Origin of the sequence: Pararhizobium sp. A13 (assembly GCF_040126305.1) — a bacterium.
Classification (GTDB): domain Bacteria; phylum Pseudomonadota; class Alphaproteobacteria; order Rhizobiales; family Rhizobiaceae; genus Pararhizobium.
This window is the reverse complement of record NZ_CP149510.1, coordinates 2,899,232-2,923,918: the sequence shown is the minus strand read 5'-3', so window position 1 is coordinate 2,923,918 and position 24,687 is coordinate 2,899,232. Positions and strand designations below refer to the sequence as shown.

The following is a 24,687-nucleotide window of genomic DNA, read 5'->3' as shown; positions in this document are numbered from 1 at the left end:
CAGTTCCTCATTTCTTTTCCATGACGCATTGCAGCGGGTGCTGATGCTGGCGGGCGAAATCCATCACTTGCGTCACTTTGGTTTCGGCAACTTCGTAGGTGAATACACCGCATTCACCCACGCCGTGATTGTGAACGTGCAGCATGATCAGTGTTGCCGCCTCGCGATCCTTCTGGAAAAACCGCTCCAGAATATGGATCACAAATTCCATGGGCGTGTAGTCGTCGTTCAAAAGCAGTACGCGGTACAGGCTCGGCTTCTTGGTCTTCGGCTTTGTCCGAGTGATGACGGACGTGCCGCGATTGGCATTGCCCCCATCCCCGTCGCTGTCTTTTTGCATCCAGACCGGCATGGCGATCATTCTACTTCATTCCCTTGTCCGGCCGCAAATGCTTGGGAGGTATTCACAGCCTGTTCGTGACACATAATCTAGTGGTTCTTTTCCGGATTTTAAGGCTGTTCTCCTGCACTGCAATCATATTTGCGTCATGGAGCACAAGATTGACCAACTTTCTTGGACTGCCAATCGTTGAGATCCCATGCAGACAACAAAAAACCGGCCGCGGGATGCGCGGCCGGTTTTTCAGCAATAGATTTGTGACGCGGAAGCCTTACGCAGCGGCAGCGGTAGCCGACTTGACGGCAGCCGTGGCCTTGGCGACCGGTGCTTCGTACGGCTTGTAGGCGTCCTTGGCGAGATCGGCGTACATTTCGCCGATTTTCGTGGCTTCGGCGATATAGCCTTCATAAGCAGACTTGACGTAGCTGGTCTGCAGCTCGAAAGCAGCTTCGACGCTCTTGACGGTGCTGATCTTTTCGATGTGAGCAACGCTGTCTTCAAACGCCTTCTTCGAATAGTCTGCGGCTTCGGTGGCGATCGCCTGAAAAGCCTTTGTCAACGCTGCATAGCTCTTCAAAATCGTATCCATCGTTTCTTTGCTTTTCTTGTTTGCATCTTCGAAATTGAACATCAGGCTGCTCCTCTTTTTGACGCCTTGCAACGATACCACTTTATGTGCACTGCACAATAAAGTCAATGTATACGTGCAGCGCAATAAAACACTGTCATTGCAACAGCTTGATGAAAAACAGCGAAAATGGAGCACTTTCTGCGGAAAAATAAATAAAAGAATAAACCAAAGTATGACTTTACGAAAAAACCCGGCCTGAACATTAGGGCCGGGTCAAAAAGGATGAACTCAACTGTAACGAGCGATTAGAGGTCGATGTCGAGAATGGCCATCGAAAAATTGTAGGACAGCTCGCCGTCTTCCTCATCGCGGAAGACAACGCCCAGAAACTCATCGCCGAGGTAAACTTCGGCCGACTCGTCCTTCTTCGGACGCGCCTTGATGACCATCGACTGGTTGAAAGTGCGCTTGAAATAGGCTTCGAGCTTTCTGATTTCTTCGGGCTTCAAGTCTTTTCTCCATGGCGGGTTTGATTTGCGCCGCTTCTTGCACGGGGCCTCAAGCGGTGTAAACCCCTTGTCTCCCCCGCCAGCCGACAAATCGCTGCAAATCAGATCTCGAAGGAAACGAGCAACTGGTCCATGGAGCGCGACGGCTCGGAGCAGCCTGCTTCTCCGACGACGCGCGCCGGAACACCGGCTACAGTGGTTTTCGCCGGAACCTCCTTGAGCACGACGGAGCCTGCTGCGACACGCGAGCAATTGCCGATGTGAATATTGCCGAGGATTTTGGCACCGGCGCCGATCAGCACGCCATTGCCGATCTTCGGATGTCGATCGCTGCCCTCTTTGCCAGTGCCACCAAGCGTGACGCCATGCAGGATCGAGACATTGTCACCGACCACCGCCGTCTCGCCGACCACAAGGCCCGTTGCGTGATCGAGGAAGATGCCCTTGCCGATGCGCGCCGCCGGATTGATGTCCGTTTGGAAGACCGAGGACGACCGGCTTTGCAGGTAGAGGGCGAAATCGCGGCGGCCGCGGTTCAGCAGCCAGTGCGCCAGCCGGTGGGTCTGGATTGCATGGAAGCCCTTGAAATAGAGGATTGCCTCCAGGAACCGCGTGCAGGCCGGGTCACGGTCGTAGACAGCCTGGATATCGACGCGCAGGATGGCGCCCCATTCCGGCCAGTCCTCCAGCATCTCGGCGAAGGTCTGGCGCAGAAGGTTGGCCTGGAGATCGGGGTGATCGAGGCGCTCGCAGATGCGATAGATGACGCTGTCTTCCAGGGAATGCTGGTTGATGATGGTCGAATAGAGAAATGCCGCAAGCAACGGATCCTGCTGGGCGGCGGCGCGCGCCTCCTCCTGCAGGCTGTCCCAGATCGGGTCCATGATCTTCACGGTCTCGGTCGGGCGTATGTCAGTTCTGGCGACCATCGCCGCTCTCCTTCGTAGTCCGTCGTCCGACCAGATATAGGCCAAATCGAACCGGATATAAATGGCTGCTCCGAAAATGAGCGCTAAAACGCTCCGGATGCTTCACACCTGCCCGACCCTCGCCAAAAACTCGAGCGCGGCCTTCTTGAAGACCCGGTCGCCGACGGCAAGCATGTGATCCCGGCCGGGAATATCCAGGGCCAGCGCGTGCGGTATGAGCGTCGCAAGCTCTTGCGGCGAGCCGGCGATATCGTCTTTCGTGCCCACGGCAACGAGCACCGGCACGTCGATCCGCCCCACGTCCTCGACGGAAAGAAGGTCGCGGGAGGTCGAGATGCAGGCCGCAAGTGCCTGGCGGTCGCTTTTCGTCTGGTCGGCAAAGGCGCGGAACATACGGCCGCGATCATGGGTCACCGCATCGAGGGACGGCGCAGTGAGAGCGTCGGCGATCGGATCCCATTCTCCGACCCCGGTCACCATGCCGATACCGAGACCGCCGAGTATGAGGGAGCGGACACGATGGGGATTGGCGAGCGTCAGAAAGGCGGAGATGCGGGCGCCCATGGAGTAGCCCATCACGTGCGCCTCGGCGATGCCGAGATGGTCGAGAAGCGCGATCGCATCGCCGGCCATTGCCGGTGGATGGTAGACGGTCGGATCATGGGGCTTGTCGCTGGCGCCATGGCCGCGATTGTCGAGTGCGATCACCCGATATCCGGCATCGCCGAGCGTCTTCAGCCAACCCGGAAAGACCCAGTTCACATTGGCGCTGGACGCGAAACCGTGGATCAACAGGATCGGATCGCCCGACGGGTCGCCCTCGTCGAAATAGGCAATCGTCAGCCCGTCATGGGAAAATGTCGAAAAAGGCGGGGGATTCAAATCCATGGGAACGTCCTGTTTTTCGCCGAACCTATGATAGCGGCTCGATGGGGAAAACCCCCGGCACGGCAAAAAACGCGCGGCCGCGGCATCTTTGCCGCTACACTTTTTGCGCAAAGCTTTCTATGGTGCCGCCGAATTCGACTATTCTTCCAGACGACGCAAGTGGAGCACGACATGGCCGGGCACGGTATCCCTCACTTTCAGAACGACGGCGGCCACGCAGTAATCGAGATCGGCGTGAAGGAATTCATGTGCACAGGCGCCTCCGCGCCCTTTGACCATCCTCACATCTATATCGACATGGGCGACGACAACGAGAAGGTCTGCTCCTACTGTTCGACGCTCTATCGCTACAATTCCAGGCTTCACGCGGACCAGACGGTGCCGGACGGCTGCACCTTCAATGCGAAGGCCGCCTGAGCCCACCCGGCGAAAGTTTCGTCCATGACACAATGCGAGCCTGTCGCGATCGTCGGAGCCGGCATCGCAGGTCTCACGGCAGCCTTGTGTTTTGCGCGCAAGGGCATCGCCAGCGATGTCCTCGAGCAGACTTCGGTCCTGAGCGAAACGGGCGCCGGATTGCAACTCTCCCCCAACGCCACCCGCGTTCTAGCGAAACTCGGTCTCGCCCTGCAGCTGGAACAGGTCTGGAGCGAACCGGCAGCAATCTGCCTTGTCAGCGGGTCCTCTCTTCGTCCGATCGCTTCTGTCCCGTCAGGACCCTTCGCACGGGACCGCTGGAAATCCCCCTACGGCGTCCTGCATAGGGCCGACCTTCAGAAGGTTCTGCTTGCCGCTGTCGAAGCCGAGCCATTGTGCCGCCTGCATCTCGGCGCGCGGATCGATGACGCATCACGCGATTCTCTGACAGGAGTCATAGGCAAAGAACCCGGCCTCGTTGTCGGCGCCGACGGCGTCTGGTCCAAGGTTAGGAACCGCATCCAGGGGGCTGGAAAAGCACAGTTTTCCGGAAACGTCGCCTGGCGGTTGACGCTCGATGAGGCACGTGCACCCGCCATGTTCGATGCAAGGAAAGTATCCGCGTTTCTCGCCGGAGGTGCGCACCTCGTCATCTATCCCTTGCCACGGCTACGCAGCTTCAATGTGGTTGCGATCGCCGGCGGACACGATCCGAAGGAAACGCCGGATCGCACCCTGCCCCATGGCGAGGCGCGAAAACAGCTGCTGGCCGCTTTTTCCGGCTGGCATCCCGAGATTGTCGACATGCTGCGGAATGCGACACAGCCGACGATCTGGCCGCTTTACGAGGTCAGCGAGGGTGTCTGGCATCAAGGCGAGGAAACCGTTCTGATCGGTGATGCTGCCCATGCGATGATGCCGTTTGCCGCCCAAGGCGCTGCGATGGCCATCGAAGACGCCTTCGAGCTTGCAACCTTTGTCAAAGGGGGACAGCCCCTCGCCGCTTTCGCCGATCACCGGAAGCGCCGTATAGCCCGGGTGCGTTCGCGTGGCACGTTCAATCGCTTCGCCTATCACGCCCGCGGTCCGGTCAGGCTCGGGCGTGATCTGGTTCTGTCGATACGGCGGCCGGAAAGCCTGGCCGCCGATTTCGACTGGCTCTATGGCTACGAGCCATGCGACTGAAGATCAGACGGCTTTTGCCGCTGCGAGACCAGCCTCGATATCCTTGCGGATGTCCGCCACATCCTCCAGCCCGATCTGCAGCCGAAGAACCGGGCCTTCGCTCGGCGCCGTGCAGATCTTGCGGTCGGAAAGTCCGACATGGAGAGCAAGGCTTTCGAAGCCGCCCCAGGAATAACCAAGCCCGAACAGTGACAGGGCGTCGAGGAAGGCATGCGCCTTCGGCTTGAACCGCTCCTGGCTCCCGGCCTTGAGGACGAAGGAGAAGATACCGCTGGAGCCGGTAAAATCCCGCTCCCAGAGTTCGTGACCCGGGAAACTCGGCAGCGCCGGATGCAGAACGCGCGCAACGTCCTCGCGCTCTTCGAGCCAGCGGGCGATGTTCAGCGCGCTTTCCTGATGCCTGTCGAGACGAACACCCATGGTGCGCAGGCCGCGCAGGATCTGGTAGCTGTCATCAGGAGAGGCGCAGATGCCGAGCGTGATATTGGCTTCCTTGAGCTGCTCCCAATGGGCGGCATTGGCCGATACGGTGCCAAGCAGGATATCGGAATGACCGGAAGGATATTTGGTCGACGCATGGATCGAGATATCGACGCCGTGGTCGAGCGGCTTGAAATAAAGTGGCGTCGCCCACGTGTTGTCCATGGTCACGACGCAGCCATGACGATGGGCGACGGCCGCAATCGCGCTGATATCCTGCATTTCGAACGTGTTGGAGCCCGGCGCTTCCGTGTGCACGAGCTTGGTGTTCGGCCTGATCAGGCTTTCGATGCCGGCGCCGATCATCGGATCGTAGTATTCGACGCTGACCCCAAGCCTTTTCAGCATCGTGTCGCAGAAATGCCGGGTCGGGAAATAGACCGAATCAACGATCAGCGCATGATCGCCGGGCGACAGGAAGGTCAGGAACGGAACCGTGACGGCAGCAAGCCCAGACGGAACGAGGATGGTGCCGGCCGAGCCTTCCAGTTCGTCGATCGCCTCGCATAATGCGTCCGTGGTCGGCGTCCCGCGCGTGCCATAGGTGTATTTCTGCGCCCGGGTCTCCATGGTCTTTGCGTTGGGAAACAGCACAGTTGAGGCATGCACCACGGGCGGATTTACAAAGCCATGGTAGTCCATTGGATCGTTGCCGATATGGGCAAGCCGGGTGTTTGGCCCCGCGTCAGCGAGAAAACTCTTCTTGTCGTTCATGGGAGAATCCGTCTGAGGTCTATCGTGTTGCCGCACTTGTCGGCCCGCTCTCCGGATGGGTCAAGAGACTCCAAGGCCAACGGGCTATCCAATTGACGAAAATTTCGATTCTGGCGGTTTTTTATACAAAAAACTGCTTTCAACAGCTAAAAACTGCCCAAACACTCGGCTTTCTCAACGATTCTATGCGTGTAACCCAGAAAAACGGCAACGTGTCTTGACCCTGCGCGGTTTTGGGAATGAGATAGAGAACTCGCGCCAGGAGGGTGGCGGGGGCCGTGCTTTGCGCTCGACCGCGAGCAGCGGGTGTGGACAAGAACAAAGACAACAGAAAAAGGTTCTAAAAATGGCAAAAAGAATTCTGACAGCGCTTGTCGGCGCTGCCGTCATGGGGATTGGCGCCCAGGCCGCGTCTGCGTCGACGCTTGGCGACGTCAAGGCAAAGGGCTTCCTGCAGTGCGGCGTCAACAGCGGGCTTGCAGGCTTCGCGGCGCCGGACGCGCAGGGCAACTGGGCTGGCTTCGACGTCGACTATTGCAAGGCGATCGCCGCTGCCATTTTTGGCGACGTCACGAAGGTGAAATACACGCCGACCTCCGCCAAGGACCGTTTCCCCGCGCTTCAGTCGGGCGAAGTCGATGTGCTTGCCCGCAACACGACCTGGACCATCAACCGCGATACCGCGCTCGGCTTCAACTTCCGCCCCGTCAACTACTATGACGGCCAGGGCTTCATGGTCCGCAAGAGCCTCAACGTGAAATCGGCGCTCGAACTTTCCGGCGCCGCTGTCTGCGTCCAGACGGGCACGACGACCGAGCTAAACCTCGCCGACTACTTCAAGACCAACAACCTGCAGTACAATCCGGTCGTCTTCGAGAAACTCGATGAGGTGAACGCCGCCTATGACGCGGGCCGCTGCGACGTCTACACGACAGACCAGTCCGGTCTCTACGCGACCCGCCTGATCCTTTCGGCGCCGGACGATCACATCGTTCTGCCCGAGATCATCTCGAAGGAGCCGCTCGGCCCCGCTGTTCGTCAGGGCGACGACCAGTGGTTCGACATTGTCAGCTGGGTGCACTACGCCCTGATCAACGCTGAAGATTTCGGCATCACCCAGGCCAATGTTGAGGAAATGAAGAAGTCCCAGAACCCGGACATCCAGCGCTTCCTCGGCGTTGAAGCCGATACCAAGATCGGTACCGATCTCGGCCTCGAAAACGACTGGGCCGTGAAGGTCATCAAGGGCGTGGGCAACTACGGCGAGGTCTTTGAGCGCAACATCGGTGGCGGCAGCCCGCTGAAGATCCAGCGCGGCTTGAACGCCCTGTGGAGCAAGGGCGGCATCCAGTACGCACCGCCGGTCCGCTAAGACGGTTTGACGACTTGAGAAAGCGGCTCCGGCCGCCTTCTCTTCCCAATAATAAGAATCGCTCGCAACAGGGCGAATAGGGGATAAAGAGGCTCTGAATGACAGTGGACGTCACGATTCCGCCCGGCAAAAACCGGCAAACAAGCTCATTTCTGAACGACCCCAAAGTTCGGGGCTACCTTTACCAGGCAATCACGATTCTTGTCCTGGCAATCGCCGTCATTTGGATCACTCAAAACACCATTGAGAATCTAAAGCGCGCCAATATCGCCTCCGGTTACGGTTTTCTGGGCGGACGCGCGGGCTTCGACGTCGGCCAGTCGCTGATCGCCTACACTAGCGATTCGACCTATGGACGTGCGCTGGTCGTCGGATTCTTCAATACGTTGCTTGTCGCCGTAACCGGCATCTTCACGGCGACGATCATCGGTTTTCTGGTCGGCATCGGCCGATTGTCGAAGAACTGGCTGATCGCGAAGCTGTCGATGGTCTATGTAGAGGTTTTCCGCAACATTCCGCCGCTACTCGTCATCTTCTTCTGGTATTCCGGCGTTCTCGCCGTCTTGCCGCAGCCGCGTGAATCGCTGGCGCTGCCGCTCAACATGTATGTCAACAATCGCGGTCTTGCCTTTCCCCGCCCCGTTTTCGACAGCAGTGCGCAGTATACCTTCTACGCTCTGGTCATAGCGGTCATAGCGAGCATTGTCTTTGCGCGATATGCAAACAAAAAGCAGATGGAGACAGGCAAGCGCCCGCCGGTCCTTTGGTTTGTGCTCGGCACGGTGATCGGCCTACCGCTTCTGACCTTCCTGGTCACCGGCATGCCGATCTCGTTCGACGTTCCGATCGCCGGAAAATTCAACCTGACGGGCGGATCGGTCGTCGGGCCGGAATTCCTGTCGCTGTTCCTAGCCCTGTCATTCTACACCGCGGCCTTCATCGCGGAAATCGTTCGCGCCGGTATCCGCGGCGTCAGTCATGGCCAGTCTGAGGCGGCGCATGCGCTCGGCATTCGGCCAGGCCTGACCACTCGCCTGGTCGTCGTGCCGCAGGCGATGCGGATCATCATTCCACCGCTGACCAGCCAATATCTCAACCTGACGAAAAACTCGTCGCTGGCCATTGCGGTCGGTTACGCCGATCTCGTCGCCATCGGCGGCACGATCCTCAACCAGACGGGTCAGTCGGTCGAGGTCGTCAGCATCTGGCTCGTCGTCTATCTCACGCTCAGCCTTTCGACATCGCTGTTCATGAACTGGTTCAACGCCAAGATGGCACTGGTGGAGAGATAAGCCGATGAGCGCGCAACAAGCCAACTTCGTCCGGAGCGAGCTGATCGCACCCACGACTCCACCGTTGCTTGAAAAAGGCTGGATTGCCTGGTTCCGCAAAAACCTGTTCGCCACGCCGAAGGACACGGTGTTGACGATCGTTGCCCTCCTGCTTCTGGCTTGGTTCCTGCCGCCGGTAATCCGCTGGCTGTTCATCGACGCCGCCTGGACGGGCGGAGGCCGCGGCGTCTGCGCCACGGTCTCCCAGGGCGGTTCGCAGCCGGAAGGCTGGAGCGGCGCCTGCTGGGCGTTCGTCGGAGCGAAGTTCGACCAGTTCATTTATGGCCGCTATCCGGTCGATGAGCGCTGGCGACCGATGCTGGTCGGCATCCTCTTCGTGCTACTGCTCGTGCCGATGCTGATTCCGAAGATTCCCTACAAGGGAATCAACGCAGTCCTGCTTTTCGGCGTCCTGCCCGTGGTTTCCTACTTCCTGCTGATCGGCGGGGTTTTCGGGCTGGAATATGTCGAGACGGCGCTCTGGGGCGGCCTGATGGTGACCCTCATCCTATCCTTCGTCGGCATCGTCGTTTCTCTTCCATTCGGAATTATCCTGGCGCTTGGACGACGGTCGAAAATGCCGGTCATCCGAATGATTTGCACCATCTTCATCGAAATCGTTCGCGGCATTCCGCTGATCACCGTGCTTTTCATGGCAAGCGTCATGCTGCCTCTGTTCATGCCGCCGGGAATGACCGTCGACAAGTTTTTGCGTGCCCTGATCGGGGTGTCGTTCTTTGCTTCCGCCTATATGGCCGAAGTGGTGCGCGGTGGTCTCCAGGCTATCCCGAAAGGCCAGTTCGAAGGAGCCGATTCACTCGGTCTCGGTTATTGGCAGAAAATGCGTCTCATCATCCTGCCACAGGCACTGAAACTGGTTATCCCAGGGATCGTCAACACCTTCATCGGCATGTTCAAGGATACGTCGCTTGTCTCCATCATCTCGATGTTCGACCTGCTCGGGATCGTTCGTCAGAACTTCTCGGACGCAAACTGGGCTTCGCCTGTGACGCCGCTGACCGGCCTGATCTTCGCCGGTTTTACTTTCTGGCTTTTCTGCTTCGGCATGTCACGCTATTCAGGGTTCATGGAAAGAAGGCTCGACAAGGGCCACAAAAGATAACAATTGAGGGGAAAACGTCATGGCAAATGAAGCTCTGGCATCAAAACTGACAGTCTCGTCCACGGACGTCGCCATTGAAATCGTCGGCATGAACAAGTGGTACGGGGACTTCCACGTTCTGCGCGACATCAACCTGAAGGTCATGCGCGGCGAGCGCATCGTCATTGCAGGCCCGTCGGGCTCCGGTAAATCGACGATGATCCGTTGCATCAACCGGCTGGAAGAGCACCAGAAGGGCAAGATCGTCGTCGATGGAATCGAGCTCACCAACGACCTGAAGAAGATCGACGAAGTGCGCCGCGAAGTCGGCATGGTGTTCCAGCACTTCAACCTCTTCCCGCATCTGACGATCCTGGAAAATTGCACGCTGGCGCCGATCTGGGTGCGCAAGATGCCGAAGAAGCAGGCGGAAGAAGTCGCCATGCACTTCCTGAAGCGCGTCAAGATCCCGGAGCAGGCCAACAAATATCCGGGCCAGCTCTCCGGTGGTCAGCAGCAGCGCGTGGCGATCGCCCGCTCGCTGTGCATGAATCCGCGCGTCATGTTGTTCGATGAGCCGACCTCGGCGCTCGACCCGGAAATGATCAAGGAAGTGCTCGACACCATGGTCGGTCTCGCCGAAGAAGGCATGACCATGCTGTGCGTCACCCACGAAATGGGTTTCGCCCGCCAGGTCGCCAATCGCGTGATCTTCATGGACCAGGGCCAGATCGTCGAACAGAATTCGCCGGCCGAGTTCTTCGACAATCCGCAGCACGAGCGTACCAAGCTGTTCCTCAGCCAGATCCTGCACTAGATCTGTCGCACTCCAACAGCGCCATAGCAGAAAGCCCGCGACGACCGTCGCGGGCTTTCTGGCTTCTGAGGGCATTCGGCCCTATTCTATCGTGTATTTCAGCGTTCCCAGCGACCATCGCAAACCGCGATTTTCGGCATCCCCCGTCCATGTCTTCTGCAGCTTGGCGACGATCTCGCTCAGCCTTTTTCGCGCGTCGAGTTCGGTATTCAGTCCCTGCGCCGCTGGCGCGACATCCCTCAAATCGAGATCGTCGCTGACGACAATGGCTACCAGCATATTCTCGCCGCTGCCATCCGCCTCGAAATCGAAGCCGTAATAGTCGTCCGGGATGGTCAGTGTCGAGCCCGCCGAAAGCGGCGTTATTTTCTGCGCCATCTCATTCGGGAAAATCTGCGTCGCGACACCCTCGCCGTTCACGTCGAGCAACACCAGACGGCCGTCATACTTGCTGGTGATGGAAATCTTGAAGGGCTGGCCCTTTTTCAGCGCGGGACCGGTATCAAGTGTCACCGTCACATCGCCCGTATCCGCCTTGCCGACAATGTCGCCTATGGCTGCCACGGGATTTGCATCGACGTAAGCGGATGTTGTCCCTGCATCGACCTTCGCCTGCTGGTAAACCGGTTCCGGTTTGCCCTGTTGCTGGTCTGTTGTCGTTGCGGTTTGTTCCGTCTTGTAGGGTTCCGGCTTGGCAACACTCGTGCCGAGCGCATCGGGCACGCTCTCCAACTGTGGATCGAGGTTGTCGCAGTTTTCCTGGGCCGAACAATATTCCTTGGACTTTGTCGTCACATACTGGAAGAGCTCGGCATTGCTGACCAGACCGTTGGCGTTTCCATCCGATTCCGAAGGTTTGTAGCCGGCTACGTAAGCCGACGTAAAGACGCCGTGACGGTCTTCGATCGGCAACCGCACATCGTCCCAGGCAACCTGGTAGGGGGCGGCCGCGCTCCAGGCGGTGACGCCGCCGGCCGTCAGTTCCGCCGGCTTGTCGACGACACCCAGATCGATCCGCAGGCCGCGTGTCACCTTGTTCTTCAATGGGTTAGCGGAAGGACGCGGCAGGTAGCGCGCGCCGCTCATGCCCGAAAGCTGCTCGGCCGACAGGGAGCGGGAGATGGTGCCGGAATGGCAAGCGTCAATCACCAGCGTAACCGCCCTGCCCTTCATCTTTTCCAGCAGCGCCTCGAGATCGTCGTCGAGGATGACATTCGTCCAGTCCACTTCGCCGGCCTTGATGTCGTAGGTGGACAGCGCCTCGTCCATCCCGTCCTCTTCATCCTTGGTGGCGTCCTTCACCTGCAGGCCATGCCCGGAAAAGTAGAAAAAAATCCGGTCGCCGGGTGCTGTTGCGGCAATCAGCCAATCATTGACCGAGGACAGGATCGCCTCGCGGCTGGCCTTGTCGTCGGTCAACACGCGGATGGCTTCCGGCTTGAAGGAGAGCGTGCCGGTCAACAGCGCCTCGATCGCCTTCACGTCGTTCTTCGGCCCATGCAGGAACATATCCTCCGGCAGGTTTTCGTAGGTACCGATGCCGACCAGCAGCGCCCGATCCTCCGCCTTTGCCGCCGGCGACTGCGCCAATAGCAATGATGCACCGAGCAATCCTGCGACAGTTCGTAGCGCGGCCATCAGAGTTTTTCCCGGGTATAGAGCGGCTGGATCGCGACGCTCGTATCGGTACCATCAATCCGCGTCGTGAGCAGTTGCAGCAGCGTCGAGGCATCGACATTCTTGCTCGCCAGCGCAGCGCCAATGGCGTCGATCGGCTCATTGGTTGAAAGGACGATGAGGTGATCGGCGCCGAAAGGTTCGACGACCTGCAAGTCGGACAGCTTGAACTCGTGGCTTTCAGTCCCCTCCGCCTGCACGTCCAGCAATTGCACTTCGCCGGTATTGGCGAGGTTGAAGACGATCATGTTCTTGTATCCGGAGGCGGGTGCGTCGAACGCCAACCGGTCACCGGCCGCGTAAATATCCTTTTGCGGCGTCAACGATACCGTGCCGGGGTTCTGGCTCGCCATCGCTTTCAGAAAATCGAGCAGAATGAACTTGTTGACGACGACCTGGACATTGCCTTCGTTGATGTTCTCACCGGCCACGTCCCCATTCGGCGTATAGAAGACGCCACTCGCCGCATCCCAGCGGTAGGGCACGCCGCTGCCGCCGGTATTTTCCGGGACCATCTGCGAGCCGCTTACCGTCAGCGCCAGCTTACCGTCCCAGCCCGTTTCTCTCACAGGCTTATGAGTTTTCGTTTTCTGAGCACTTGGATCGGCAGCTGCTGCTACGCTGCGGGTAAGCGGCATGACCACCTCGTCCTCAGAGCGCGGCACCTGTGGCGTGAAGTTCGGGATCTGCAAGGCCTCGGACTGGTGCTTCACATTGGCAAAGACATAATCCTCCAGTTCAACCCGGGAGATACGGCCATCCTGGTTCCGATCCGCCGATCCCTCGACCGCGCGGGCAAAACTCCAGCTCAGGGCTCCGCGCGCTTCGCCGCCGATGATCACTTCGGGCGAAGGCTGGCTTTCCAGCGAGGCAGCAAGCACCGTCACCTGGCGGAATTGAGCTTCCTTGATCCGCGCTCCCGAAACCGCTTCCTCAGAGGGTGGCGGCAGTTTGACGGTGACCGCCTGGGCAAGTCGCGTCTTTCCGGAAAAGGCGCGGCTCATACCGCCGGAATGGCAGCTGTCGGACACGAATAGCACATGCACGCCCCTGGCCTCGGCTTCGGAAAACCAGGCATTCAGCTCGTTGTCGACGATGATCTCGTGATCGGTCTCCTCGGCACGATTGCGGTCAAAGCCGGGCAGCTGCAGAAATTCATCGAGGCCATCCGCCTCATCGCCGGCAACGAGCTCCGGCATCTGCGCGCCGTGGCCGGCATAGGTGAAGATGATCGTATCGCCCTCACCAGCGGCGTCGACAAAGCCCGTCCATGCAGCTCGAATATCGTCCTTGCGCGCGGCCGCATCGAAAAAGGTCGCCATCTCGTCAGTGCCGGCTCGCCGCAATGCGCCTTCGACGTCGGTCGCATCCTTCACCGCGCCATCAAGGCTCACCTCATAGGGATAGGCATCGACGCCGACCACCAGGGCATAGGTTTTCGCCGAAGCGGCACTGAGCGGCGCAGCGGAGATAAGGAGGGAAAGAAGCAAACCACGCAGCATCACTCAGTTCTCCACATCGACTTCGACGCGCCGGTGCATCTGGTTCAACGTCTCCTCGTCATAGGCGCTGGCATCGTCCGCCTTGAAGGGCTCGTCCTCGCCCTTGCCCACCGTTTTCCATTCTCCGGCATAGCCTTCGGCGGCGAGATATTGCCCCAACGCCTCGGCACGCTCCAGTGACAGCGCGCGGTTGGCCTCGGCACCTCCAATAGGGTCCGTATGACCGATCAGCGTAATCGCCTTCGGCTTCACGGATTTGAGGCATTCGGAAAGGTCCTTGGCCGATTCCAGCCCCTCCGGCGTGAATTCTGCGGTGCCGAAAACGTAGCGCACCGGTGTCGATTTCTTCTTCAGCGAAACGCCGCGATAACTGATCTTGCAGGCACCGCGCATAGCAAGTTTCACGGGCCGCGGCGCCGCCAGTCGCATTTCGGTCGCCATACGATCGAGCCGGGCAATGTATTTTGCGTCCGGGGCCATCCAGCCGGGCGTCAGCACCTCGTTCGACGCGTCCTCCAGCGCCAGCTGGTAATAACGCGCTGCGGCCTCATAGTCCCGGCGGTCGCGATTGATGTCGCCCAGCGCGTCGAAGACCTGCCAGGGTGCCGCATTGCTCGTGCGGATCGTTTCGAGTTCCGGCTCGAAATCAGCCAGATTGGCGCCCTGCCCGACGGCGCCGACGATCCGGTTGAACGACGCGAGCGCTGCCACGCGGCTGATCATCGCCTTGTCATCCGCCGTGCAGCCCGGCGTCTGGCCGCCAGCGATCTGCTTGGCTCGCGCCTCGTCTCCTGCATTGGTCGCATCGGCAACCTGTGCCAATGCATCGCATGCCGCCGAAGCGGGGCCAGCGGAAAACAAGGCCAGCAGAGATGTGACAATCAGCATCCTCATCGTGTTCTCCATGCCATTCCATGCTGTTGTGGACCGTCGACCGGCCGCCGATGGCAGCCGGGCGTTCCGTCATTGCTTGATTTCGAACGTCACGACCTGCAGGCCGCTTGCGCCCTTGTCATCCTCGGCCTTCTTCGCCAGGTTGATGGCGAGCCCGCGCGTCGGTGGCAGATGCGACTCTGCCACCAGCTGGCGTGCCCGTTCCACCGTCAACTTCTGGTCGCCAAGACCACCCTGACGACAAAAGGCGATCATCGTCTCGGCGGGTGCCGGTGTGTCAAAGGTGAGGTTGCCGGTGCCTGGCTGCGGGATCTGGCGCTTCTCGCCGGCCTGCAATGTCGTATTGCCGATCATCGCATCCGGTATGACCTCGACATTACCTGTCTCCTCGACATAGAGCACCTGCAGTTCGCAGGCCTTGTTGGAGCTCAGCTCGAAAGACAGCTGATCGCCAACCTTGGCCGTCGTCGAAGCGACCTGGAGCGCGAGTTCCAGCTTGCCTTCGGTCGGCTTATCCTGGCGATAGGCCGGTGTTGCCTGCGCAATCGTCTCAGCTTTGACGGGGGTCTGCTGTGCCGTCTGACCGGCCACCTCCTGGGTCTGGGCCGTCGCTGCAACCTTGACCGTTGTCGTATCGAGCGCCTTCAGTTGCATCAGCGGCGACAGAAGCAGCGGGAATTGCTGCTCTACCTCGGCCCGCGGGATGGTGCCGCCCGCTTCCAGCGTCGTCACCCAATCGAGTCCCAGCCGCAGGACATCGACATCCTCGACCCGCTTGATCGTCGCGGAAAACTCGTCCGGCTTCATGTCGAATTCCGCCGCTAAAGCTTCGAAGTCGAGTTCGTCCTCATATTTGTCACCGAAATAGGTGACGAGTTCCGCATTCCCCGGCGCCAGCATGCTTTGCGCACTACCGTCCGGCGTCGGCTCCGTCACGCCAAGCTTCACCAGAGCCTCTACAAAACGCTGGCGGTCCTTGTTATAGGCAGCGTCGAGCTCTTCCTGCGGCACGTACATGTCGAGCAGGATCGCCTGCTGATCCTTGCTGAACAGCGTCGAGGTCTCGATATGCTCGCGCAGTTGGTCGCGTTTCGACAGGATGCCGTTGGCATGGCAATCGAAGCAGGATCGGGCGTTGGTGATTTCGACCCCCTTGCCGATCGGCCGTTCGCGGAACGAGACGATGCTGGTCGGGCCGACATCGAGCTGCTTTCCTTCCGCGTTCGACAGGTAGTATCCCTGCAAGCCGTTGGGCAGCGAGAAGATCATTTCTCCGCCGTCATGCTGGAAGGCAGTCAGGCCGGCGTCGAGCGGTTCGATCTCCTTCGGACCGTGCGGGAAGCGCTTCAACACCTGCTTGCCGACATCGCCGCCGAAATCATAGGATTTCCAGTAGTAGCCGCCGAACGGCATGTCATGGCGCTCCAGCATGCGGTTGTGATCCGACACCCCGGACGAACCATCGGCAAAGCCTGCTCTGAGCACCTGTCGGCGGCGGATGTTCTCATCCACGTTGATCTGGAAACGTTTCTCGAGCTCCCGGATTTGGGTCGGCAGTTTCATCAGTTGATTGTAGATCTTCGGCTTGGCGGCATTGGCCATGAACCAGTCGATGCGCATGATCGGCAGGACGGTATCCGTCTCCTTGGTCAAGGCCAACAGCGACGCGTCGCTCGCCGGATCGACCCCATAGAAATATTGCGAGATCAGGAAGTTGTAGTCCTCGGCCGACCACTGCAGGTCGCGAAGATCGACCCGCACCATCAGGCCGTTGGTCCCCTCGACTTCCTGCGGCAGCACCAGCTTCGGTCCAAAGGACAGCGAATTCAAGAGCTTCTTGAAGCCGCCGGCCAGCACATCCATGCGCTTCATGAAGGTCTTGTCCGCCTCGCAGCCCATCATGCCGTTGTACTGGTTGCGATAGGAGAAATAGCGCATGAATTGCCGATCGAGCTCGCCGACCTTGGAAATATCCTTTAGTCCCGCCTCAATGAAGTCGCGATAGGAAAGCATCGGCCGGGTGCGGTCCGGCTTCGTGGCCGCCGTCTGCGGCAGGTTCGACTGATTGAGCGAATTGATCCAGTCTTCGAGGCTCTTGACCTCTTCGGCGGTCGGGCGCTTGCCAAGCGGCATACGACCGCTCGTCACGGACGTGAACAGTCGGGATTTCGAGGCATCACCGGGAACGACGAAGGCCGCGTCAGCAGCGATCGATTTCAGGTCGCCGGCCGAATAACTGCCCTGCGAGCTTTCGCCCGGCCCGTGGCAATTGCGGCAATATTTGCCGATGAAGGCATCTGCCTGCACTGCAAGCGCAGCATTGTCTCCCGACAACGCGGCTTCCGGCGTGCTTTCCTTGCAGACGGCCGTCGCCGATTGTGCCACCGGTTCCGGCGGCTTGACCTCGCGGTCGGACAGGAAGGCATAGATCGCCGTCCTGTCCTTCTCCGTCAGCTTCGAAAGGCCGTGGGCGATCTCGCGCATCACCGGATCCGCCAGCGGCGCGCCGGACAGCTTCTTGCCTTCGTCGATCAGCCCGACGGTGAAGACTTCGGGAGAGGCAAGGCTTGCCATTCGCGCCTTGGTGATATCGGGCGCAACCGCACCGGTCAGACCCTTTTCGCCGGCATAGGCGTTTTCGATATCGAGGCCGTAGGTGGTCGTGCGGGGCGTATGGCAATCGCCACAGCCGCCGACGTTTTCGACGAGATAGCGGCCGCGCTCCAACTGCGTTTCTTCGCGCGACTGATATTCTGGAACGTTGAAATGACTGCGCTTCCACAGCGTAATCGTGGTCTGGCGGCTATAGGGGAAGGCGATCTCGTGTTCCTGCGACACGGCGTCGGATTGCACCAGCGTGTCGATATAGGCCTTGATGTCGAGGACGTCCTCCGGCTTCATGCCGCCATAGGACGTATAGGGCATGACCGGATAGAGATGGTTGCCGTCACGGTCGATGCCCTGCATCACCGCATTGAGGAACTGCGCGTTGGTCCAGCCGCCGATGCCATTGGTGTGCGGCGAAATATTCGGCGCGTAAAACTTGCCGATCGCCGTATCCATCTCCATGCCGCCGGAAAGCAGTTCTGTATTGCTGCCGGACCCATGGCAGGCGCCGCAGCCCGCAGCGCTGAACAGATATTTGCCGTTGTCGACATTTGCCTTGTAGGTCGCATAGGCATCATCGGCAAAAGCGTCGCGCGCGGAGGCGGTCCCCGGACAGTGGGCAATCGAAAGGACGGCTGCCGCCATCGCAAGCATATGTCGCGGCAGGCTGCGGATCATTTTTCCAGGCAGTTGATCGAACATGCGCATGGCTTGTTCCCCTTGCTTTCTCAAACGATAAAATATGCGATGCGGTATTACCGGAACTCGAACAGCTCGAACTCGACCCGTCTGGGCTTTTTCCCGAGTTCTTTCAGTCCTTTTTCAATGGCTTTTCGTAGAGGCGGCGGCCCGCAGAACCACAGGTCCGCCCCCGCCGGATCGATTGCGCTCGCTGCCGCGAGTTTCGCCGCATCAAGACGTCCGTCTGTTTTGGAATCATGCAAAGTAAAACTGAAATTCGGAAGTTTTTCTGCCTGCGCCTCGAACGTCTCGAGACCGATCGCCTCGGCACGGTCGCGTACACAATATACCATATGAATGTCCTGGCCCTCATCACCCTTGAGGCGCCCAGCCATTGCGAGGAAAGGCGTCACACCGATGCCGCCGGCGAGCCAGATCTGCTTCTTGCCACCGCGGCGATGATTGAACCGGCCGTAGCCCCCTTCGAGCTTCAATCGATCGCCGACGGCGATGTTTTCACGCAGCGCCGCGGTGTAATCCCCCAATGGCTTGATCGCGAAACGGACGATACCGCCCTCCTCCATGCCCGCGATCGTGAAGGGGTGCGGCTCGCGCAGCCCCGGCTTGTTGACCCGGAAAAAGCCGAACTGGCCGGGTTTCGCCTTGAGCGGTCGTCCTGTCGGACGCGCCGAAATGATCGTTGCACCGTCATGACGCGTCACATCGAAGACTTCGTATGCCCGCGTGCGCAGCCATGGGAAAAGCTGGGTATAGATATAGCTTGCCGTGCCGATCAGCGCGAAGATGTTGAGATATGTCGCCAGCATCGCGGTACCGTCGTAGGGCCGCTTGATGAAGGTCTGGTGAAAGGCCACCATGATGAACAGAAGGCCGATGAAGCGATGTGTTAGCCGCCAATAGTGATAGGGGATCTCGATTTTCGTCTTCGGAATGATCTTGAAGATGCTCAAGAGCAGCAACACGACCAGACCGTAGAACGCGTACTCCCCCATCGATGCGGCCAGCTTGTTCAATCCGCTCGTCAGTGACAGGCCCTTGAAATCCGGCGTGATGAAATAGTGCACGAGGATGAGGATCAGCACCGTGATGCCGACCCGGCGGTGGGTCCGGTAGATCCGGTCGAGGCCGCCGAAAAGGCGCTCCACCAGCGGCGGACGGGTGGCCATGAACTGGGCGATCGCCATGCCGGTGAAAGCCATGGACGAGGCCATCAGCGAGAAGGTCGTGCCTGCATTGGTGTGACTGACCGCGGGAACGGCCAGAAGCCCCGCGAATCCCATCAACGACCAGACAAGAACACCACCCGCGCTCACAGAATATCCCTCACAATTCCCGCAGTTGCCGGAATCCCCCGAGGCAAGACTGGCAAGCCCCTCAAGCTTCGTCAACAGCTATTGTAGACCATACGATTTTCGGTCGGGCTTTATTCGGCGTCCTCAAGTTTTTGTGTTTGCGGGCAAATTCCGCTTTGAGCAAAAGCGGCAAGACGCGACATCCGCAGGTTACTTCAGGCCGCCCTTTGCAAGCGCTTCACGCGCCTTTTCGGCCAGCGGATGGTCCGGATGACGGCGAATGAAGCGCTCATAGGCTTCGCGCGTGCCTTTGGCTTGGACGCGCGCATATTCGGACTGGACGGCGGCCTCTACGTCTGGCGGCGGGAGCATGTCCTGTCCTTGTGTCGATATCTGCGCGTGGGCATGGGGGTCGGGCGCCGCCCCCAGGATGGCAAGAGCAATGCCCGCAGACATGAAAAGAAATTGTTTCAGAGACGTCCTGAATTTTATCACGGGTCGCTTCGTCTTTTAACAATACGCTTACAATTTTTGATATTCATTGCCCCTAGATTCGCCTCGCATGTTTGGCATAACGCCAAGCGGCATACTACACCCAAGAGGCAAAAGGCGTTAGCAGGAGATACGCTTGACTGGTACGAGCAAGACAACAAAAACCATTTCCGCTACCGGCAATGCGCTGATCGATGGCGTTCTGACCGAGACGGCCTGGGGCGATTCCACCATAACCTATGCCTTTCCGACCAGTGGCAGCAGCTATAGCTATGGCCCGGAAAAAAATCATGGATTCGCTGCCATCTCGAATGCGCAGAAAGGCGCCGCGCTTTTCACTCTGGAGCAATCCTACGGCTCCGCCGCCAATGACGGCTTTTCCGTCGAGGGTTTCACCAATGTGAGCTTTGCCAGCGGCGGCAGCAGCAGCGCCACCATCCGCATCGCCCAGTCCGATTATTCCGACATTGGCACGGCCTATGCCAACATGCCATGGGAAGAATATGCACCGGCCGGCGATGTCTGGTTCGGCACCGAATTTGATTACAGGAAACCCGTCGCCGGCAACTACGCCTGGCACACGATGATCCACGAACTCGGACATGCATTGGGGCTGAAACACGGTCACGAAACCGACGGTTTCGGCGCTTTGCCAACGGCCTATGATTCGCTCGAATATTCGGTGATGACCTATAGGGGCTTTGTCGGAGATACCGGCGATGCTTACTCCTACGAAGAATATGGTGCGCCCCAGACCTTCATGATGGCTGATATTGCGGCCCTTCAGGAAATGTATGGCGCCGACTACTCCACCAACAGCGGCAACACGGTCTACAAATGGACGCCGACCAGCGGCCGGACGATTGTCGACGGCGAGGTGGCGATCGAGCCGGGTGCCAATCGTATCTTTGCCACCCTCTGGGATGGCGACGGCAACGACACGTTCGACCTCACTGCCTATAGCGACAACCTCAAGATTGATCTTCGTCCCGGCAAGGCGTCGCTTTTCAGCGAGGACCAGTTGGCCTATCTGGGCGGTGGTCCCAATGATGGTTATGCCAGAGGCAATATCTTCAATGCGCTGCTCCACGATGGCGACATCCGGTCGCTGATCGAAAATGCCAAGGGCGGATCGGGCGGCGATCAGATCACCGGCAATCAGGTCGCGAATTCCCTGCAGGGCAATGGCGGCAACGATACGCTGAACGGAGAAGCCGGAAACGACGTGCTCATCGGAGCATCCGGTGCCGACAGGCTCGACGGCGGAGCTGGTGCCGACAGGCTCTTTGGCGGCGCAGGCGCCGACGATCTCATCGGTCGCGCCGATGCCGACATTTTCCTGTTCAAGCTCGTCTCGGAGTCGACGGTGGCTACGTCCGGCCGCGATACCATTTTCGATTTTGCCGCTTCACAGGGCGACAAGATCGATCTCTCCGGTATCGACGCCAATACTGACACCTCCGGGAACCAGGCGTTCAGCTTCCGTGGGACGGCCGCCTTCACCGGTGAGGCTGGCGAACTCAGATACGTCAAAGGGTCGTCGGACAGCTACATCTACGGTGACGTCAACGGCGACAAGACTGCGGATTTTGCCATCCACCTCGACGACGCCCTCACGCTGCAGAAGGGCTATTTCGTGCTCTAGGACGCGCCCGCCATTCGACAAAAAGGGGCCGGATCGTCGCGATCCGGCCCTTTTCGTTTCATCCAACCTGAAAGCCTCAGAGCGTGGGAAGTTCCGGGCGCACGGCAAGCGCCTTTTCGATGATGGCTGCCACACGCTGGCGTTCCGCGCCGGACAGCGGCAGACGCGGCGCGCGGACCCGGTCGTTGCTGTCGATCGCAAAGACTTCGGCAAGCTTGATGTTCTGGACGAGATTGGTCGAGACATCGAGATCGAGCAGCGGGCGGAACCAACGATAGATGGCGCGGGCTTCTTCCAGACGGCCAGCCTGGACCAGCTTCCAGATCGCCACGGTCTCCTTCGGGAAGGCCACGACAAGGCCGGCGACCCAACCATCGGCCCCCATCAGCAGGCTTTCCAGCGCCAGATTATCGACGCCGGTAAAGCAATCGAAGCGCTTGCCGAAACGCGTCAGGACGTCGGTGACGCGGCGGATATCGTCGGTCGATTCCTTCATGGCGACGACGAGGTCGTTCTTCGCCAGTTCGTCGAACATCGACAGCGTCACGTCGACGCCATAGGCCACCGGATTGTTATAGACCATGATCGGCAGGCCGCCGGCAGCGGCAATCGCCTGGATATGACCGAGCGTCTCAGCCGGTGCGGACTTGTAGGGAACGCCCGGCAGGACCATGAAACCATCGGCTCCGGCCTTTGCAGCGGCCTTTGCAGCGGTCTCGCCGCGGCGTGTGGAGCTTTCGCAGATGGTCATCAGCACCGGTTTGTTGCCGGCTACCGATTTTGCGATTTTCAGGATTTCCAGTTTCTCTTCCGGATCAAGCGCCATCGCCTCGCCGAGCGAGCCGCAGACGATCATGCCGTCGACGCCGGCTTCGAACTGAAGCGCGAAGCAGCGCTCCATCTCCGCCTTGTCGAGATCGCCTTCAACCGTGAATTTCGTTGTTACTGCCGGGAATACGCCGCGCCACATGGGAACCTCCGTTGCTGTGATATATCAGCATATTTGCCATTCATTTTCAGTTGTGTCAATATCTGATATATCAGAGCTCAAGGAAAAACATGTCGGGATCATCTTCGCAGGCCCATCTCGCCTATCTGGCGCTGGAAAGCCTCATCGTCACCCTGAAACTCAAGCCCGGCTCGCTGGTGACGGAAAAGCAGCTGATCGATCTGGCCGGCCATGGCCGCACGCCGGTACGGGAAGCAATCCAGAAGCTGTCGTGGCAGGGCCTGATCGAGGTCCGCGCCCGCGTCGGGCTGCAGATCACGATGATCAAACCCGGCGACCACCGGCATGTCATGCAGGTGCGACGCACTCTGGAGCCCCTCGCCGCGGCCCTCGTCGCTGAACACGCAAATACCGAAGCGCGCGCGGCGATGATCGAATGCGCCCAGTCGATGACCGCCTGCTCGATCAACGCCGACATGGAAGGGTTTCTGGCTGCCGACAAGGCTTTCGACGAAATCATGGAGGCCACCTGCCCCAACACTTTTCTGACCTCCGCTCTGGCGCCGCTGCAGACGCATGCCCGCAGGCTCTGGTTCAGTGCCGCTTCGACGCAACGCATGGACCGCTCGGTCGATCTGCACGTCAAGGTCATCCGCGCCATCAACCAGGCCGATCCCATAGCGGCGGCGAGCGCCATGGAAAACCTGATGGACTATCTCGCCGAGCGGTAAAACCCGGCCGGCCGGAATCGCAAAAATAAAAAAAGGCGGCCCGCAAGCCGCCCTCTCAATGTCCGGATCCAGTAGAAACGTCAGCCGACGAACGCCCGCTCGATGACGAATTCGCCCGGCTTGTTGTTGGCGCCTTCTGTCAGGCCGGCCGCTTCGAGAATTTCCTTGGTTTCCTTCAGCATCTCGGTCGAGCCGCAGATCATGCCGCGATCGACGGCCGGATCGAAGGCCGGAAGGTTCAGATCGGAGAACATCTTGCCGTCCCGCATCAGGTTGGTGATGCGGCCCTTGAATGGGTAGTCTTCGCGGGTGACCGTCGTATAGTGGCGCAGCTTGTCGCCGACCAGTTCCGCCAGGAATTCGTGGTTACGGATTTCCTCGATCAGGTCGAAGCCGTATTTCAGCTCGGCAACGTCACGGGTCGTGTGGGTGAGGATGACCTCTTCGAACTTCTCGAAGGTTTCCGGTTCTCGGATCAGGCTGGCGAACGGCGCAATGCCGGTGCCGGTCGAGAACATATAGAGGCGCTTACCGGGCGTCAAAGCATCGAGAACGAGCGTGCCGGTCGGTTTCTTGCGCATGAGAACCTGATCGCCGGGCTTGATGCCCTGCAGATGCGAGGTGAGCGGACCATCTTGAACCTTGATCGAGAAGAATTCGAGCTCGTCGTCCCATGCCGGGCTTGCGATCGAATAGGCGCGATAAATCGGCTTGCCGTCGACCATCAGGCCGATCATCGCAAATTCGCCTGAACGGAAGCGGAATTCCGCCGGACGGGTCATCCGGAAGCTGAACAGCCGGTCCGTATAGTGCTTGACGGCAGTCACCGTTTCGGCGAACACGCCAGCGGGCACGGTTGGGGCAAATTCTTCGATCTTGGCAGGAGCATTCATCTCGGCGTCAGGTCCTGTAATGATGAGCAATTCTTTCAGGTATCAGCGGATATTCCAAACGGCGCGGCTTTGGAAGCAAATCCGTTCCAATTATAGCGCCTTTTGCGGATTGATGCGCGCTTCAGACTGTCGCAGCGCTCAGGAGACCCGCCGCCAGCTGTAGGATTTCGCATCCGCCGACGGACGCGCCGTCGGCTGGTAGTGATTGTCGATGCCCGGCAGCCGCCCTTCGGAGAGGCGCTTGAGAGCCGTTCCGTTGGTGACGGCAAAGCTGTCGATGCCACAGCGCAGCATCAACGGCACCTGGTCGATCAGAACATCGCCGACGGCGCGGATTTCCTTGCCGTAACCGAGGCGTGCCCGCAGCAGCGAGGCATGGCTGAAGGCCCGGCCGTCGTTGAAGGCCGGAAAAGCCACGGCGATCAAAGAGACCTGCTCGAGAAACGGTTGCAGCCGCGTCACATCGTCGGCCGGGTTGATCAGCACGCCGAGCCCGCTGTCACCGGACGACGCCTTCTCGATGAAGGCATCGAGGCCAAGAATGGCCTTTTCGTTTGAGCCCGCCTTTGTCTCCTCGGTCTCGACGACCCAGGGGTCGTCTGTCACGAAGCCGGTTTCTTTCCAGATTTTCGTCATGTCTTTTGTCCT

23 protein-coding genes are annotated in these 24,687 nt (G+C 59.4%); 8 read left to right on the top strand and 15 right to left on the bottom strand.

Annotated features, from left to right (window positions below; all coding sequences use genetic code 11):
• Positions 1-7 precede the first annotated feature (7 nt).
• The 5 genes from clpS to WI754_RS14430 form a co-directional block, all read right to left on the bottom strand.
• Positions 8-361: an ATP-dependent Clp protease adapter ClpS gene (gene clpS, locus WI754_RS14450; protein ID WP_018325194.1), complete on the bottom strand. Its 354-nt coding sequence runs from the start codon at positions 359-361 to the stop codon at positions 8-10.
• A 250-nt stretch (positions 362-611) separates the two neighbouring features.
• The gene (locus WI754_RS14445; protein ID WP_349434132.1) at positions 612-971 is read right to left on the bottom strand and encodes a phasin family protein; all 360 of its coding nucleotides are present in this window, start codon (positions 969-971) and stop codon (positions 612-614) included.
• Between the two features lie 245 nt (positions 972-1,216).
• Positions 1,217-1,420 (bottom strand): DUF3126 family protein, encoded by a 204-nt coding sequence (locus WI754_RS14440; RefSeq protein WP_018325192.1) that lies wholly within the window; start codon positions 1,418-1,420, stop codon positions 1,217-1,219.
• 101 nt (positions 1,421-1,521) lie between these two features.
• Positions 1,522-2,349, bottom strand: coding sequence for a serine O-acetyltransferase (cysE, locus tag WI754_RS14435; protein ID WP_349434131.1), 828 nt, complete (start codon positions 2,347-2,349; stop codon positions 1,522-1,524).
• Between the two features lie 102 nt (positions 2,350-2,451).
• Positions 2,452-3,237, bottom strand: coding sequence for an alpha/beta hydrolase (locus WI754_RS14430; RefSeq protein ID WP_349434129.1), 786 nt, complete (start codon positions 3,235-3,237; stop codon positions 2,452-2,454).
• A gap of 171 nt (positions 3,238-3,408) precedes the next feature.
• Here WI754_RS14430 and WI754_RS14425 point away from each other — a divergent pair, with 171 nt between their 5' ends.
• The gene (locus WI754_RS14425; RefSeq protein ID WP_349434128.1) at positions 3,409-3,654 is read left to right on the top strand and encodes a zinc-finger domain-containing protein; all 246 of its coding nucleotides are present in this window, start codon (positions 3,409-3,411) and stop codon (positions 3,652-3,654) included.
• 24 nt (positions 3,655-3,678) lie between these two features.
• On the top strand, positions 3,679-4,839 hold the full coding sequence (locus tag WI754_RS14420) for an FAD-dependent monooxygenase (protein WP_349434127.1): 1,161 nt from the start codon (positions 3,679-3,681) through the stop codon (positions 4,837-4,839).
• A gap of 3 nt (positions 4,840-4,842) precedes the next feature.
• On the opposite strand, the gene WI754_RS14415 is transcribed toward WI754_RS14420, so the two are convergent.
• Positions 4,843-6,033 (bottom strand): cystathionine beta-lyase, encoded by a 1,191-nt coding sequence (locus tag WI754_RS14415; RefSeq protein WP_349434125.1) that lies wholly within the window; start codon positions 6,031-6,033, stop codon positions 4,843-4,845.
• 346 nt (positions 6,034-6,379) lie between these two features.
• Here WI754_RS14415 and WI754_RS14410 point away from each other — a divergent pair, with 346 nt between their 5' ends.
• The 4 genes from WI754_RS14410 to WI754_RS14395 all read left to right on the top strand — a co-directional run bounded on the left by WI754_RS14410 (position 6,380) and on the right by WI754_RS14395 (position 10,655).
• Positions 6,380-7,405, top strand: a complete 1,026-nt coding sequence (locus tag WI754_RS14410; RefSeq protein WP_349434123.1) for an amino acid ABC transporter substrate-binding protein — start codon at positions 6,380-6,382, stop codon at positions 7,403-7,405.
• Positions 7,406-7,503: 98 nt separating this feature from the next.
• Positions 7,504-8,697: an amino acid ABC transporter permease gene (locus WI754_RS14405; protein ID WP_349434121.1), complete on the top strand. Its 1,194-nt coding sequence runs from the start codon at positions 7,504-7,506 to the stop codon at positions 8,695-8,697.
• 4 nt (positions 8,698-8,701) lie between these two features.
• Positions 8,702-9,859: an amino acid ABC transporter permease gene (locus tag WI754_RS14400; RefSeq protein ID WP_349434120.1), complete on the top strand. Its 1,158-nt coding sequence runs from the start codon at positions 8,702-8,704 to the stop codon at positions 9,857-9,859.
• Positions 9,860-9,878: 19 nt separating this feature from the next.
• Positions 9,879-10,655 (top strand): amino acid ABC transporter ATP-binding protein, encoded by a 777-nt coding sequence (locus tag WI754_RS14395; protein WP_018325183.1) that lies wholly within the window; start codon positions 9,879-9,881, stop codon positions 10,653-10,655.
• Between the two features lie 81 nt (positions 10,656-10,736).
• Here the strand turns inward: WI754_RS14395 and WI754_RS14390 are convergent, their stop codons facing one another.
• From WI754_RS14390 to WI754_RS14365, 6 genes are all read right to left on the bottom strand, one after another.
• The gene (locus WI754_RS14390; protein ID WP_349434119.1) at positions 10,737-12,293 is read right to left on the bottom strand and encodes a caspase family protein; all 1,557 of its coding nucleotides are present in this window, start codon (positions 12,291-12,293) and stop codon (positions 10,737-10,739) included.
• The gene (locus WI754_RS14385) at positions 12,293-13,834 is read right to left on the bottom strand and encodes a caspase family protein (protein WP_349434117.1); all 1,542 of its coding nucleotides are present in this window, start codon (positions 13,832-13,834) and stop codon (positions 12,293-12,295) included. Before WI754_RS14385 ends, WI754_RS14390 begins: the two co-directional genes overlap by 1 nt.
• A 3-nt stretch (positions 13,835-13,837) precedes the next feature.
• The gene (locus tag WI754_RS14380; RefSeq protein ID WP_349434116.1) at positions 13,838-14,728 is read right to left on the bottom strand and encodes an OmpA family protein; all 891 of its coding nucleotides are present in this window, start codon (positions 14,726-14,728) and stop codon (positions 13,838-13,840) included.
• Positions 14,729-14,797: 69 nt separating this feature from the next.
• Positions 14,798-18,043 carry a c-type cytochrome gene (locus WI754_RS14375; RefSeq protein ID WP_349434115.1) on the bottom strand — a complete coding sequence of 1,082 codons (3,246 nt, stop codon included), beginning with the start codon at positions 18,041-18,043 and terminating at the stop codon, positions 14,798-14,800.
• Between the two features lie 47 nt (positions 18,044-18,090).
• Entirely contained in the window at positions 18,091-19,350 is a 1,260-nt protein-coding gene (locus tag WI754_RS14370; protein WP_349434114.1) for a ferric reductase-like transmembrane domain-containing protein, read from the bottom strand.
• 189 nt (positions 19,351-19,539) lie between these two features.
• Complete coding sequence (locus tag WI754_RS14365; protein WP_349434113.1) at positions 19,540-19,701, bottom strand: hypothetical protein; 162 nt, start codon at positions 19,699-19,701, stop codon at positions 19,540-19,542.
• Positions 19,702-19,957: 256 nt separating this feature from the next.
• On the opposite strand from WI754_RS14365, the gene WI754_RS14360 reads away from it, so the two are divergent.
• A complete protein-coding gene (locus tag WI754_RS14360) occupies positions 19,958-21,466 on the top strand; it encodes a M10 family metallopeptidase (RefSeq protein ID WP_349434112.1) in 1,509 nt (502 codons plus the stop codon).
• A gap of 76 nt (positions 21,467-21,542) precedes the next feature.
• On the opposite strand, the gene WI754_RS14355 is transcribed toward WI754_RS14360, so the two are convergent.
• On the bottom strand, positions 21,543-22,436 hold the full coding sequence (locus tag WI754_RS14355) for a dihydrodipicolinate synthase family protein (RefSeq protein WP_349434111.1): 894 nt from the start codon (positions 22,434-22,436) through the stop codon (positions 21,543-21,545).
• An 89-nt stretch (positions 22,437-22,525) separates the two neighbouring features.
• On the opposite strand from WI754_RS14355, the gene WI754_RS14350 reads away from it, so the two are divergent.
• Complete coding sequence (locus tag WI754_RS14350; protein ID WP_349434110.1) at positions 22,526-23,146, top strand: GntR family transcriptional regulator; 621 nt, start codon at positions 22,526-22,528, stop codon at positions 23,144-23,146.
• 80 nt (positions 23,147-23,226) lie between these two features.
• Here the strand turns inward: WI754_RS14350 and WI754_RS14345 are convergent, their stop codons facing one another.
• Positions 23,227-24,039 carry a ferredoxin--NADP reductase gene (locus WI754_RS14345; RefSeq protein WP_349434109.1) on the bottom strand — a complete coding sequence of 271 codons (813 nt, stop codon included), beginning with the start codon at positions 24,037-24,039 and terminating at the stop codon, positions 23,227-23,229.
• 138 nt (positions 24,040-24,177) lie between these two features.
• The gene (locus WI754_RS14340; protein WP_349434108.1) at positions 24,178-24,675 is read right to left on the bottom strand and encodes a DUF934 domain-containing protein; all 498 of its coding nucleotides are present in this window, start codon (positions 24,673-24,675) and stop codon (positions 24,178-24,180) included.
• Positions 24,676-24,687 lie beyond the last annotated feature (12 nt).